At 63.4% G+C, this 13,933-nt stretch carries 12 protein-coding genes; 8 read left to right on the top strand and 4 right to left on the bottom strand.

The genetic code is table 11. The features are described from left to right. Positions 1–13: 13 nt before the first annotated feature. On the top strand, positions 14–1,444 hold the full coding sequence (locus tag B6V74_RS10075; protein ID WP_088718688.1) for an NAD-dependent succinate-semialdehyde dehydrogenase: 1,431 nt from the start codon (positions 14–16) through the stop codon (positions 1,442–1,444). 10 nt (positions 1,445–1,454) lie between these two features. Beyond that, entirely contained in the window at positions 1,455–2,348 is an 894-nt protein-coding gene (locus tag B6V74_RS10070) for a 2-oxo acid dehydrogenase subunit E2 (protein ID WP_240497089.1), read from the top strand. 730 nt (positions 2,349–3,078) lie between these two features. On the opposite strand, the gene B6V74_RS10065 is transcribed toward B6V74_RS10070, so the two are convergent. After that, the gene (locus B6V74_RS10065) at positions 3,079–4,494 is read right to left on the bottom strand and encodes a hypothetical protein (protein WP_146694542.1); all 1,416 of its coding nucleotides are present in this window, start codon (positions 4,492–4,494) and stop codon (positions 3,079–3,081) included. A gap of 386 nt (positions 4,495–4,880) precedes the next feature. Between B6V74_RS10065 and B6V74_RS10060 the strand changes: the two genes are divergently transcribed. Continuing rightward, positions 4,881–5,087, top strand: coding sequence for a DUF1127 domain-containing protein (locus tag B6V74_RS10060; RefSeq protein WP_088722710.1), 207 nt, complete (start codon positions 4,881–4,883; stop codon positions 5,085–5,087). 568 nt (positions 5,088–5,655) lie between these two features. On the opposite strand, the gene guaB is transcribed toward B6V74_RS10060, so the two are convergent. Both guaB and B6V74_RS10050 read right to left on the bottom strand, forming a co-directional pair. After that, a complete protein-coding gene (gene guaB, locus B6V74_RS10055) occupies positions 5,656–7,104 on the bottom strand; it encodes an IMP dehydrogenase (RefSeq protein ID WP_075776536.1) in 1,449 nt (482 codons plus the stop codon). 297 nt (positions 7,105–7,401) lie between these two features. Then, positions 7,402–8,364, bottom strand: coding sequence for a tellurium resistance protein (locus B6V74_RS10050; RefSeq protein WP_088722709.1), 963 nt, complete (start codon positions 8,362–8,364; stop codon positions 7,402–7,404). 107 nt (positions 8,365–8,471) lie between these two features. Here B6V74_RS10050 and speB point away from each other — a divergent pair, with 107 nt between their 5' ends. Then, the gene (gene speB, locus B6V74_RS10045; protein ID WP_088722708.1) at positions 8,472–9,461 is read left to right on the top strand and encodes an agmatinase; all 990 of its coding nucleotides are present in this window, start codon (positions 8,472–8,474) and stop codon (positions 9,459–9,461) included. 39 nt (positions 9,462–9,500) lie between these two features. Here speB and B6V74_RS10040 read toward each other — a convergent pair whose 3' ends face one another. Beyond that, complete coding sequence (locus B6V74_RS10040) at positions 9,501–10,394, bottom strand: GNAT family N-acetyltransferase (RefSeq protein ID WP_168184210.1); 894 nt, start codon at positions 10,392–10,394, stop codon at positions 9,501–9,503. A gap of 73 nt (positions 10,395–10,467) precedes the next feature. Here B6V74_RS10040 and B6V74_RS10035 point away from each other — a divergent pair, with 73 nt between their 5' ends. The 4 genes from B6V74_RS10035 to B6V74_RS10020 all read left to right on the top strand — a co-directional run bounded on the left by B6V74_RS10035 (position 10,468) and on the right by B6V74_RS10020 (position 13,879). After that, on the top strand, positions 10,468–10,674 hold the full coding sequence (locus B6V74_RS10035; RefSeq protein WP_088718694.1) for a hypothetical protein: 207 nt from the start codon (positions 10,468–10,470) through the stop codon (positions 10,672–10,674). A gap of 199 nt (positions 10,675–10,873) precedes the next feature. Then, positions 10,874–11,950: a hypothetical protein gene (locus tag B6V74_RS10030; protein ID WP_088722706.1), complete on the top strand. Its 1,077-nt coding sequence runs from the start codon at positions 10,874–10,876 to the stop codon at positions 11,948–11,950. Positions 11,951–12,068: 118 nt separating this feature from the next. Continuing rightward, positions 12,069–12,974 (top strand): DMT family transporter, encoded by a 906-nt coding sequence (locus tag B6V74_RS10025; protein WP_088722705.1) that lies wholly within the window; start codon positions 12,069–12,071, stop codon positions 12,972–12,974. Between the two features lie 50 nt (positions 12,975–13,024). Further along, positions 13,025–13,879: an ATPase gene (locus B6V74_RS10020; RefSeq protein ID WP_088722704.1), complete on the top strand. Its 855-nt coding sequence runs from the start codon at positions 13,025–13,027 to the stop codon at positions 13,877–13,879. Positions 13,880–13,933: the final 54 nt, after the last annotated feature.

Below are 13,933 nucleotides of genomic sequence, written 5' to 3'. Positions count from 1 at the left end.
GAACCGGACCGACATGGACCAGACCGACCTCTATATCGACGGCGCGTGGCGCCAGGGCGCGAAAGGCGCCCGCTTCGATGTCATCAACCCCGCGACCGAGGAAGTGCTCGCCTCCGTCGCCTCCGCCGAGATCGAAGACGCGGATGCGGCGCTCGACGCCGCGCAGAAGGCCTTCGTGGACTGGGCGGCGCGCTCGCCCCGCGAACGCTCGGAAATCCTGCGCAAGGCGTTCGAGTTGATGACCGAACGGCTTGATCACTTCGCGCATCTCATCACGCTGGAGAACGGCAAGGCCGGGGCCGACGCGATGGGCGAAGCCCGCTACGCCGCCGAGTTCTTCCGCTGGTTCGCCGAGGAAGCCGTGCGCGCCGACGGGATGATTACCCGCGCCCCCGCCTCTGGCGCGCGGATCGTGGTGCAGCACAAACCGGCGGGCATCGCGGTGCTGGTGACGCCGTGGAACTACCCCGCCGCGATGGGCACCCGCAAGATCGCGCCTGCGCTGGCCGCAGGCTGCCCGGTGATCATCAAGCCCGCCTCCGAGACGCCGCTGACGATGCTCGCGCTGATGCCGCTGCTGGAAGAGGCCGGCGTGCCCAAGGGCCTCGTGAACGTGCTGCCGTCGGAGAATTCCGCGGAGATCGTCGATCACATGCTGCACGATCCGCGGGTGCGCGTCGTGAGCTTCACCGGCTCGACCGGGGTCGGCCGCAAGCTTCTGCGCTCCGCCGCCGATCAGGTGCTGAAACCGGCGATGGAGCTGGGCGGCAACGCGCCGCTGATCGTCTTCGAGGATGCCGATATCGACGTCGCTGTCGAAGGTGCGATGCTGGCCAAGATGCGCAATCTCGGCGAAGCCTGCACCGCAGCGAACCGGTTCTATGTCCACGAGGCGGTGGCCGAGGAATTCACCGCGAAGATGACAGCGGCGATGGGCGCGCTGAAGGTGGGCAACGGCGTCGAGAAGGATGTCGATGTCGGCCCGCTGGTCAACGCCAAGACCCGCGACAAGGTGGCGAGCTTCGTGACCGACGCGCTGGAGCGTGGCGCGGAACTGAAACTCGGCGGCAAGGTCCCGAACGGGCCGGGCTATTTCTACCCGCCGACCGTTCTGACGAAGGTGCCGCAGGATGCCGCATGCGTGCATGACGAGATCTTCGGCCCGGTCGCCGCGATCCAGACCTTCACCGACGAAGAAGACGTGATCGCACGCGCCAACGACACCGAATACGGGCTCGTGGGCTATGTCTTCACGCAGGACATGGCGCGCGGGATGCGGGTCTGCGAACGGCTCGATTACGGGATGGTCGGGCTCAATCGCGGCCTCGTCAGCGATCCTGCAGCGCCCTTCGGCGGCTCCAAGCAATCGGGTCTCGGCCGCGAAGGCGGGCATGAAGGGATGCTCGAATTCATGGAAACGCAATACATCTCGGCCAGCTGGTGAGGAGGATGCCATGAGCTATGTCGCAAGCCCTTCGGTGCGCAGCTACGCCGCCGAACGCGGGGTGGATCTCGACCGCCTCGCGCAGGAGACCGGGCGCGAGACGCTCGCGCGCGAAGATGTGGATCGCAAGGCCGACGGGGCGGGCTCCGGTGTCGCACCCGGCCCCGCCCCGGATGCCGCGCGCTACTGGGATGTCGATCATGCGGCCTTCGGGCCGGTGACCGAAGACCCACTCTCACGGATCGCCCGGGTCGCCGCCGACAACCTCTCGGCCGCGAATTCACTTATCCCGCAGGTCACGCATCACGATAGCGCCGACATGCGCGCGGTCGAAGCCTTCCGAAAAGGCCTTCGCGACGAGGCGCGGGACCGTGGCACCCGCCTGACGGCGCTCGCCTTCCATGTGCGGGTTCTGGCGCGCTGTCTGCGCGAATTCCCCCGGTTCAACGCCTCGCTCGACGCAAGCGGCGAGACGCTGGTGCTCAAGGATTACGTCCATGTGGGCATCGCGGTCGACACGCCGAACGGCCTGATGGTCCCGGTGATCCGCGACGCCGACCGCAAGGGGCTTTGGGAAATCGCGGCGGAAATCACCGACCTGTCGCGCAAGGCGCAGGGCCGGAAACTGCGCGCCGAGGAAATGGGCGGCGCCTCAATGACGATCTCCAATCTCGGCGGGATCGGCGGCAGCGCCTTCACCCCGATCGTGAACCCTCCGGAAGTCGCGATCCTCGGCATCACCCGAAGCCAGGTCACACCGGTCTGGGAAGGCGAATGGGTGCCGGTGCCGCTTTGCCCGCTCGATCTGAGCTACGATCACCGGGTCATCAACGGCGCCGATGCCGCGCGCTTCCTGTCGCGCTATGCAACACTGATGGCGGATCCGCGCCGGATGCTGATCTGACGGCGGAACGGGGCGCGAAGCATCGCGCCCTCGCCGTGGTCCACGTGGCGATCTGCCGCCCCCGCCGGAGACAGCCCGCCGATTACGATTGCCGGGTTAAAGCACAGCGTCCAAAGAGACGCGTGGCCGGTAGCTTCGAGCGACGTCCGTTCACCGGGCATCCCTTTTGAATCCGATCTGGGATCGTGCGGGTATGGCGGCGAAACCGAACTGCGAGTTCGTCGGTCTCACAGTAGCGGGGCAGCGGGACTTCCTGGGGCTCAGCACCGATCGATTGACGCTTTTCACACGCCATGTGTTCTGCCTCCCAGGTTCTGGGGGGATACGGCGAGCAATCCCCTGCACTGAGCCGTCGAGGCATGTTTCGAGTCGCGATTTTCCGTCTGGCAACTCCGGCATTTGTGGAAACCGGAACGGAGATGGGGCAACGCCCGTTCAAAAAAATCGAGCTCTCAACCCTATGCCAAACTTTCTGCTCAGAGATGATTAGCTTCCGACATACTGCCAGAAGGGCGGATTCCAGAAGTTCGCTGCGTTCGGTTCAAATGTATGGTTAGAGCGCGTTGCGGCGGGCTCGGGGGATGCCGGGCGGGAAACGGAATTTCCTTGCGATAACCACGAACGGCCCCAACGGGCAGGCACTGGACTTTCACTATATCGGCCAAAAAAATTAGACTTCATGGTCAGATGGCATTCAATGCATGCGTCATCGGGTATTTGAGTAACGAAGCTATTCTTCTGGCAAACCTGCCCGACGCATTGCGTCGTAGAACTCCTGCCGGTTCTCTACGGCTGATGGTGGAAGCGAGTCACTCAGTTTGCGAACGGTCAGTCCCGGATACGCTGCAAGCAGCTTTCGATAGGCTTCTTCGGCATCCGCCTGCCGTCCAAGCCGAATATTCAGAGACGCTATGAAACGGTAGGCCCATTCGACGCCAGGAGAGAGGGCCATTCCTCGCTTGAAGTGTTTGAGGCACTCCTCAAAGCGATCTTCATGGAGATATGTGACCCCGCGGCCAAACTCTATGTTGAACAGGAAAGGGTCGAGTGGACTAAGGGCTTCCGCACGATCAAAGCTCAAGCGCGCCTCTTCGGTTTCTCCAAGATAATGACGGTTCCAGCCGCGGCGCATCCAGCCCCAAGCACAATTTGGGTCGATCGCAAGCGCGCGATCAATAAAAGTTCTGCTGAAATCGTGATCCGTTGAAACGAGGTCAACTGCTGCGCCGACAGCCACCATCGAAGGCGCATGTTCACCGACGAATTGGGCAGCCTGCTGCGCCAACCGCAGCGCCTCTGCCTTATCTGCCAAAGGATTGTCTGACCATATGTAGGAGCACTGTTGCGCAAGCGCCCATGCCTTATGCGCCAGAGCAGGTCCATAGTCCGGAGCGATCGAAAGCGCTCTATCGAACAGGTCAATCGCTCGTGCGTTGCTTTTGCGTTGATGGGCCCACATGTGCGGCAGGCCGGTCAAAAACAATTCGTAAGCATTCCGGCTTTCCGGCGGAGTGGTTCTTGCGCGTGCGATCTCGGCATTGCGCAGACTGGGTAAAATCTGCCCCGCGACTTGGCCTGCGACCCTATCCTGCAAGGCGAATAGGTCGTCGAGCCGGTCGTCGAAGCGTTCAGTCCAGATTGTGCGACCGTCGCGCCCCTCTACGAGTTGAACTGAGATCCGCACTCTGTCGTCGGCGCGCCTGACAGTCCCCTCAACAACGTAATCAACCCCGAGTCTTTCGGCGACTTGAGGCACATCCAGATGCTCGCCGATAATCGCGATTGCAGATTGGCGGGCGATGACGTGGAACTCATGCACCCGGCCGAGCGCACCAGTAATTTCCTCGACCACCCCGTCGGCAAACATGTCTGTTGCAGCCACTCCGATCTCTTCGAAGGGGAGCACTGCAAGGCTCGGAAGCCGCCTTGCTCTATGAGGGGCGGCTGTAGCTGCAGGAGTGGCTGAGCCAGGGCGCTCGGCTTGCCGCATTTCCCGGAGCCAATCTTCGAAACCTTCCGTGGCAAGATCGAACCCTTCGAGAAATACGCCCGAGCCGGACTTGTCGGCGACCACTACGGTCGGGTCCAGCCAGACGAGTTGTCGGTTCGCGTCAAGAACCCCTTCGGGCAAAACGCGACGCAACACCGACAACTCCTGTCGGAGCGATGCCCGGGCTTGCCCCTCGGATCGGTCCGACCAGAGAAGGTCTGCCAATCGCGCACGCTCGGCCCGCATTTCCGGTTGTTGTGACAGGAAGGCAAGCAGCGCCTGCCCCCTTCGCGACAGGCCCACGAGTTCGAGGCCTGACCCATAATGGGCAGAGAACACTCCGTGAAGGATAAGTGTCAAATGCAGCTGTCCCGTCGACGTAGCCATAATATCTCGCGGTTCTCGAAGCTTCTTACGGTCGTCGCATTCGATTTTACGCGATTTTTACGCTGGAGGGAGAGTTTTGGTGGGCGGCTTTTGCGGGTGTTTTGCGGAAGACTGGCAATCTGGCTTCAGTTTGCCACTTCAGCAGGAGCCCAGAGATGCAAACCCTAAGCGACATTGCCCTCAAAATTCGCCGCCCAAAGGGCTGGATGCACGCCCTCCACTGGATTGTGGAGCAGAATGCCAACTACCGCGCTTCGCACAAGTTGCGCTCCATGACCGACGAACGGCTCAAGGACATGGGGATATCACGTGAGGACGCGGATACCGCCTTCTACAAACGCTTCGCGCTCCGCGACGATTGATCCTGTGCCGGGAGGGCGGTGGCATTTCCTTCACGGGTGTCATGCGCGAGCAGTCGCCCTCCAGCACACCTTTATTGCGTTGCAGCCGCGCAATGCATGACTGCTGTCATTAGATGAGAGGTTAATTCAAGCGAGCAGACGCCTGCTGTGCTCGGAGCAAGTGTCTGGTTTGGGATGGGCCGACAAGAGCTCGTCATCCGGGGCTGCTGGGCGTAGCTGATCGCTGCATGTGCACTAAAACATCGGGCGATCGGCCAATTTTCCGAGACTTTGTCTCCGACATGATGACCGTTCCGTATCGCTACCAGTTTATCTGACGCGCTCGACACCTACGCGCATCGGCAGTGCATTGAAGCATCAACATAACCCCATTCGACAGCGACGCGTCGGCGATATACCGCGCCTCGTAAAGATAACATCGGAGCGAACGGATGCAGCTGCAACGAAACTGAATCAGTTCGCATAAGCAAACGCTGTCCAGTTCTGGGTAGTTCATATCCTGTTCACCTTCAGGCCGCGCGCATAGCGCGCGGCCCGCAGGATCGATTAAAGACGTATAATCTGATACTTACCCGATCCGGTAGTTCGGACTCTCGCGGGTGATCGCGACGTCGTGGACGTGGCTTTCCTTGAGACCCGCGCCGGTGATGCGGACGAAATTGCAGTTCGTGCGCATCTCTGCGACCGTCGCGGAGCCGGTATAGCCCATCGCTGCGCGCAGACCGCCCACGAGCTGGTGGACGACGGCGCCTGCCGGGCCTTTGTAGGGCACCTGCCCCTCGATGCCTTCCGGCACAAGCTTGTCGTTCGCCGCATCCTTCTGGAAGTAGCGATCCGCCGAGCCGCGTGCCATCGCACCTAAGCTGCCCATGCCGCGATAGGATTTGAACGAGCGGCCCTGATAGAGGATCACTTCGCCGGGGCTCTCGTCGGTGCCCGCGATCATCGAGCCGACCATGGCGCAGCTTGCGCCCGCCGCGATGGCTTTCGCGAAATCGCCCGAGAACTTGATGCCGCCATCGGCGATGATCGGCACGTCTCCGGCGGCACTCACGCAATCCATGATTGCTGTCAACTGCGGCACGCCCACGCCCGCGACCATCCGCGTCGTGCAGATCGAACCCGGACCGATGCCGCATTTCACTGCATCCGCGCCCACGTCGATCAGCGCCTTGGTGGCATCTGCCGTCGCCACGTTGCCCGCGATCACCTGAATATCGTTCGACACCTGCTTGATGCGCTTCACCGCGTCGATCACGCCCTGACTATGGCCGTGGGCGGTGTCGACGACGATCAGGTCACAGCCCGCATCGATCAGCGCCTCGGACCGCTCGAAGCCCGCATCGCCGACCGAGGTCGCGGCGGCCACGCGCAGGCGGCCCAGCTCGTCCTTGCAGGCGGTGGGGTTGAGAACAGCCTGCTCGGTGTCGCGCAGCGTCAGCAGGCCGGTCAGCTTGCCCTCGTCATCGGTCACCAGCAGCTTCTCGATCCGGCGCTCGCGCATCATCGCGATCGCTTCGGACCGATCCGCCGGCTCCTGCAGGATCGCGAGGTTGTCGGTGGTCATCATCACCGAGACCGGAGTTTCGTCCTTCTGGGCGAAGCGCATGTCGCGGTTGGTCACGATGCCGACGACGCGGCGGTTTTCATCGACGACCGGAAAGCCGGAGAAACCGTAGCGCTCGGTCAGTGCTTTCGCATCGGCCAGCGTCTGATCCGGGCGCAGCGTGATCGGGTTGTAGACGATGCCGCTCTCGAAACGTTTGACGCGGCGGACCTCGTCGGCTTGCTGCGCGACGGTGAGGTTCTTGTGGATCACGCCCACGCCGCCCGCCTGCGCCATCGCGATCGCCATGCGCGCCTCGGTGACGGTGTCCATCGCGGAGGACAGAAGCGGGATGTTGAGCCGGATTTTCTTCGTCACCTGGGTCGAAACATCTGCGGTTGCCGGAAGCACCGAAGAGGCTGCGGGAAGAAGAAGAACGTCGTCGAAGGTGAGCGCCTCGCGAATCTGCATGGGGGGTCTCCAGTGTCCAGATGCGTTTGGCAGTTTGCTGTTTCACGCAATGGACGCGAAGGCAACCCCTCGCGGACGCGGTACGCAGCGGGTGTGCGGAAAGGTCGGCCTGCGTGCACCGCGCCAAAGGTCTCTGGGCGCGGGGGCGACCAGCCCCGGGCCGCGCCCGAGCCTCCCCCGGTTGGGCGCATCGGTCATGTCGTCGCGGGCACACTCGACATCCGGGCCTTCAAGACAAAGCGGCCGACCACGTGCGGAGCAAAGCGCCCACCCGAGGCTCGGGGCTGCCCTTTCGTCTCACGCAATCGCGGCGTTGGTCTTCATCGCAAGCTGCCCCTTCGCCCAAAGTTGCAACACCTTCAGCGCGATCGGTACTACGACCAGCGTCGCCGCCGTCAGCATCAGCGCGCCGGGCAGCGCCCAGACGCCGCCAAGCGCGAGCCAGCACCCCGCCGTGGCTGCGACCGGGAAGGTGAACGCTCCCCAGAGCGGCGAGAAGCCCCCAGCGAGCAGCCAGCGCACCGACACGACCAGTGCCAGCAAATAGCCCGCAGACAGGATCGCCATCGCCTGCGCGATGCCCATCGCGCCGAACCCGCTCGCGACAGTCCCGAGCAGCGCCGCAGGCGCGAGGTGAATGGCGAGTAGCGGGCGCAGCGGCGCGGGAACGCGCTCATGTGCGAATTGTCGCAGCGAGATCATCCAGATCACGACGGCCGACAGCATCGCGACCCAGAACATCACCAGAGCCGCGCTATCGAGCCCGAGGATCACGGCCGCCACCGCGCCGACGATCCAGCCCGAGAAGGTCAGCTGCCACGTGGGATTGACGCGGCGCTGCTCGGCCGGGCCGGTCGCGAGCGTGTAGATCACCGCCGCGATCAGCACCAGATGCACGACCACGCCCAGCCAGAAGACGATCGCTGCCAGCCCGCCATAGGGCGCAAGCGACGCCGCGATCAGATAGATCGTCAGCGTTCCCGCCGCGAGCCCCGCCCGCCCGGGCAGCACGCGCAGATCCTCGAACACCACGCCCGGACGCCGCACGATCTTCGCGCCATAGGCAACCAGCGTGAACAGCGCGAGCAAGGTCACCGCGCCCAGAAACAGCTCCGCCAGATCGGGCGGCAGCGCGAATTGCCCCACACCGCGCCGCCACGCGATCCCGAGGCCCATCAGCCCCAACACGGGCGGGAACATCGCGGGCGGGGTGCGGCGAAACAGGCCCTTGGGCGTCATCTTGGGCGGGGCGAAGGACATGCGCTCTCCTCGGGCAATCGGCAAATCATTTCGGTCGCGCAGAAGCTTGCAATATTTCGCGCGTGGCGAAAAGCTGTCGGGGGTGCGACAGGGTGTCTGGAGGCAAGATGGCGGGACATGGGTATGAGGCGGGGCGGCTGAACCTGCCTTTCGTGGGGATTTCGACTTTCGGCAAGCGCGCATACGTGGCCGATTGGGATGCGATCGAGGCGGATGTGGCGGTAATGGGCGCGCCCTTCGATTTCGGCACACAGTTCCGCCCGGGCGCGCGGTTCGGGCCGCGGGCGGTGCGCGAGGCTTCGACCCTGTTCTCCTTCGGCCATGCCGGGGCTTACGACCACGAGGATGACGCGACCTATCTCGGCCCCGAGGTCACCATCGTCGATATCGGCGATGCCGACATCGTCCATACCGACACGGTGAAGAGCCATGCGAATATCGAGGCCGGTGTGCGTGCGATGCTGAAGGCGGGCGCGCTGCCGGTGGTGATCGGCGGCGATCACTCGATCAATATCCCCTGCATCCGCGCCTTCGAGTCCGATTGCGCCGAGAAGGGACCGATCCATATCCTGCAAATCGACGCCCATCTCGATTTCGTGGACGAGCGTCACGGCGTCACCGAAGGCCACGGCAATCCGATGCGCCGCGCCGCCGAGAAGGACTATGTCTCGGGCATCACCGCGCTCGGCATTCGCAACGTCTCTTCCACCGCGAAAGACGGGTATGACGCCGCCCGCGCAATGGGCGACGACTTCCTGAGCGTGCGGCAGGTGCGCAAGCTGGGGTCCGAGGGCGTGCTGGCCCGCATCCCGGAAGGCGCACGGATCTATGTCACGATCGATATCGACGGGTTCGACCCCTCGATCGCGCCCGGCACCGGGACGCCGAGCCATGGCGGGTTTCTCTATTACGAGGTGCTGGAGATCCTGCAGGGCGTGGCAAAGCGGCACGAAGTTGTGGGCATCGATCTGGTCGAGGTCGCCCCCGATTACGACCCCAGCGGCTCGACCCCGATCCTCGCAGCGCAGGTGCTGCTGAATTTCCTCGGCTTCATCTTCCACGCGCGACAGTCCAGCGGCGCGTCTGCGGCTGGCTGAGGAGCCTCCGGCGGGGATATTTGGATCAAGAGGAAGGGGTTAGCCCGGCAACACCCACATAGTCGCCCCGAGACTGTGCGGCTTGGCGCCGGTGCCCAGTTTGAAGTGCATCCGCCCTGCCCCGTCCTCGCTATCCACCGCACCGAGATCGAGCTGTCGGATACCGCGCGCCTTCAGCCGCAGTGCGGCCTGCCAGAGCATCAGGTTATGCGCGCCGGACACGCGCCCCTCCCGCCCGGTCCAGCCTATGTGATAGCTGGCACCTTCGCCGTGAAGCAGGAAGATGCCGCCCGCGATCCGCTCTCCTTTCGATGTCGCGACGCGCAAGGCGAGAAGGTCGGCGGCGCTGCGATCCGCCCACGCGAGGGTGAAGCTCGGCGGCAAGGCGCGGTAACCGCGGGCGTGTTGCTGGGCCGCGTCGGAGGCGAGAAGCCACTCGATCTCGGGTTCGGGCTCCACGCACAGCCCGGCACGCTCTGCTGCCGCCAACCTGTTGCGCCATTTTCCCGCCAAGCCTGCGCGCAGCGTGTGGGCATCGGGGAGCAAGGACCAATGCGCATGGTGGCGCGGGGTGATCAGCGGGATCAGCCCGAACCCGGCCAGCGGGTTTTCCGGCGTCATCAGCACCAGCCCGGCACGGCGCGCGATCCGACGCAGCACTGCGCGCCGGATCCAGATATCGAGCTCCGGCGCAAAGACCGGCCCGCGCGACAGAAGCCACAAACCGCCGCGCGCGATCATCTGGGCCAGCGCGACCCGCCTGCCCTGACATGTCGCCTCCAGCCGCAGGCATCGCCGCCCGCGCGCGGTCGCGATCGTTCCATAGAGCGCCGCCTGCTGAACGGCCGGAGAGTGTTCCGGCGCAAGCGCGCGCAACGCACGGTTCCAGCTGTCGTCGGAGCCGGGAAACTGCATGACACGAAGAGGTTTCATCGCTGCCATTAAGGCAGGCTTCACCTAAGTCTGGGTTAATGGAGACGCGAAACGTTTCAACCTTGAGGCGAACATGCCCCGCATTCTCCCCAACGCGCTCCGCAACCTGCGCCAATCACCCAGACCCGCGCGCAAACCGTTGCGCCCACGCCAGACCGAGGAACCGCGAAATCTGCCAGCGTCGCGCGCGACGCTCTGGAGCGCGCTTTTCATCGCAATCTTCGGCGCGGCGCTCTGGCTCGGCCTTCTCGCGATTCTCAGCTTTTCCAGTGACTTCTGAACGCTTCAGTTCATAACTTGACGTTCAGGTCACCCTGGAGTGACCGCGAAGACACGCTTTTCCCTGCACAGCTGCAACAGAACGTGACGTCACCGTGATCCCCAGATTGATTTACACCTTCCGGGTGGTAGCGTCGCCAAAAGGAATTCCTTCGAGACGTTAGGATCTCCTTCGGGACACGTTAGGGAAGAGGACAATTATGAAACGTGTGATGACTTCTATGGTCGCCCTCGCAATTGGCGCAGGCGCGGCCCATGCGGGCGGGGTGGAGCGCTCGACGCAATCGGTCGGTATCCTGTTCGAGCAGGGGAACTACGCCGAATTCAGCGTGGGCGGTTTCAACCCGGATGTGTCGGGTACTATCGGCGGCGGAGCCTTGAAATCCGGCGACATGGCGCCGGGCTATGGCACGTTGAGCCTCGGTTACAAGCAGGCGCTCAACGACCAGTGGGATCTTGCTGTCATCTTCGATCAGCCCGTCGGCGCGAAGGTCAACTATCCGGCTGGAACCGGCTATCCGGTTGCAGGATCCAACGCTTCAATCAAATCTTCCGCGGTGACCGCCCTCGTCCGCTACAAGATGCCGAGCAACATATCAGTCTATGGCGGCCTGCGCAGCGAAAGCGTCAAAGGTAACGTCTACCTTCCAGCTTATGAATACACGATGTCCACGTCGGAAGAGACCGATTTCGGGTATGTCGTAGGCGCGGCTTGGGAAAAGCCCGAGATTGCCGCTCGCGTCGCGTTGACCTACAATTCCAAGATCGACCACGAGTTCTCCGTGACCGAGAATGGCGTGCCGAGCGCCCCCTTCACGACGACGGTTCCGGAATCGGTGAATCTCGAATTCCAGACCGGAATCATGAAGGACACGCTGCTGATGGGCTCGGTGCGCTGGGTGCATTGGAAGCAATTCGACATCACCCCGCTCGGCTACCAGATCGCGACCAAGGGTGACTCGCTCGTTGACTATGCGAACAACACGATCACCTATAATCTCGGCGTTGGTCGGCGCTTCAATGACCAATGGTCGGGCGCGATCATGTTCGGCTATGAGAAGCACCAAGGAGACATCGTCGGCAACCTCGGTCCGACCGATGGCTTCAAATCTGTCTCGCTCGCGGCTAGCTACCAGGCTACCAGCAACATCAAAATCACCGGCGGCGTGCGCTATGTCGATATTGGCAATGCCAAGACGGAAATCGGCCCCTACACCACCGACTTCTCCGGCAATGACGGCTGGGGCGCTGGCCTCCGCGTCGGGATCAACTTCTGATCGCAAGGTACTGATAATTCTCGAAAAGCCCCGTCTCGTGCGGGGCTTTTTCTTGGAATATCGACATTGCCGCAAGTTCCGGGTGGTGCGCGTCGCTGCCGCCCGCTAGATCGAAGCGATGAAACACGCACCCGCCCCTTTATCCCTCACCCCACTCGCCTGGGCGCTGCTCGCGGCGCTCGCGCTGATCTGGGGCTCGTCCTTCCTGTCGAACCGCGCGGCGCTGGAAGGTGCGGGCGTCTTTACCGTGGTCTTCCTGCGCGTGGCCTCGGGCGCGGTGCTGATCTGGGCCTATGTCGCGCTGCGCCGCCTGCCGGTGCCGCGGCACCCGATCTATCTCGGGCATTTCCTGATCATGGGGCTGTTGAACAACGCCATTCCCTTCTCTCTCATCGTCTGGGGCCAGAAGCATATCGATAGCGGGTTGGCCTCGATCCTAAACGCCTCGACCGCGATCTTCGGGGCGCTGGTCGCGGCGGTGGTCTTCACCGACGAGCGGTTGAGCGCGCGCAAGGCCACCGGCATCGCGGTCGGCTTCGCGGGCGTCGTGGTGGCGATCGGGCCGGATGCGCTGAAGGGGTTCGATCTGACCTCGGCGGGCCAGCTCGCCGTGCTGGGAGCCGCGCTGAGCTATGGTTTCGCGGGCGCCTATGCGCGCTTTGCAATCAGAGGCTTACGGCCCGAAGTTGCAGCAGCCGGGATGCTCACCGGCGGCGCGATCTGGACGCTGCCGATCCTGCTTCTCACCGAAGGCGTGCCGAGCTTCGACTACGCGCCCTCGGTCTGGATCGCGATGCTCTGGCTGGGTGTCGGCTGCTCGGCGCTGGCCTACCTGCTCTATTACCGCATCCTTGCGATGGCGGGGGCAGCCAATCTCGCCCTCGTCACGCTCTTGATCCCGCCGGTCGCGATCCTCGCAGGCTGGGCAGTCTATGGCGAGCGTCTGGGCTGGGCAGAGGCCTTGGGCTTCGCGATCCTCGCGCTCGGTCTGTTGATCCTGAACCGCCGCCCCAAAACCCCGTGACGTGCGCGCCTTGCCGGGCTACACCGGGGCGAAAGACCTATGGGGACACGATGATCTATTCCAATCGCGCCGAGTGGCTGGCCGCCAAATCGAGGAAGGTTGCCCTGTTCGGCATGTCCGGCCTCGGCAAGACCTGGGCTGCGAACCTGCTGCGCGACGAGGGCTGGTTCCACTACTCCGTCGATTACCGGATCGGCACGCGCTACATGGGCGAATATATCGCCGATAACTTCAAGCGCGAGGCGATGAAGAACCCGTTCCTGGCGGAGCTTCTGCTGTCGGACTCGGTCTATATCGCGTCGAACATCACGTTTGAGAACCTCGCGCCGCTGTCGACCTATCTCGGCAAGCCGGGCGATTCCGCCAAGGGCGGACTGCCCTTCGAGGAATACCTCGAACGCCAGCGCCAGCACCGCAAGGCCGAGATGGACGCGCTTCTCGACACCGCGCATTTCATCGACCGCGCGAAGCAGATTTACGGGATCGAGAATTTCCTGTGCGATTCCGGCGGCTCGATCTGCGAGGTCGTGGACCCCGACGACCCCGAGGATCCAATCCTGACCTCGCTGTCGCAGAACCTGCTGATGGTCTGGATCGAGGGCTCCGAGGCGCACACCGAGGAGCTGATCAAACGCTTCTCGCGCGCGCCGAAGCCGATGTATTATCAGCCCGCGTTTCTGGCCGCGAAATGGGACGAGTATCGCGATCTGAAAGGTGTGGCGGAGACGGAGGTCGACCCCGACGACTTCGTGCGCTGGACCTATGCGCAGGCGCTGGCCCATCGTCAGCCGCGCTATGCGGCGATGGCGAGAAACTGGGGCGTGACGATCCGTGCCGAAGACCTCTACCTTGTCCGCGACGCAAAAGGCTTTACATCGCTGATCGCCGACGCGCTGCCCGCGTGAGCCTGGACACTTCACGCATCACTTTAACTTCACCCTGCAAGAGACTGAGAAACA

The sequence above is a fragment of the Thioclava sp. F42-5 genome, from assembly GCF_002213195.1.
Taxonomy (GTDB): Bacteria; Pseudomonadota; Alphaproteobacteria; order Rhodobacterales; family Rhodobacteraceae; genus Thioclava; species Thioclava nitratireducens.
The sequence above is the reverse complement of the archived record's forward strand: the minus strand, read 5'-3'. Positions and strand labels throughout refer to the sequence as shown.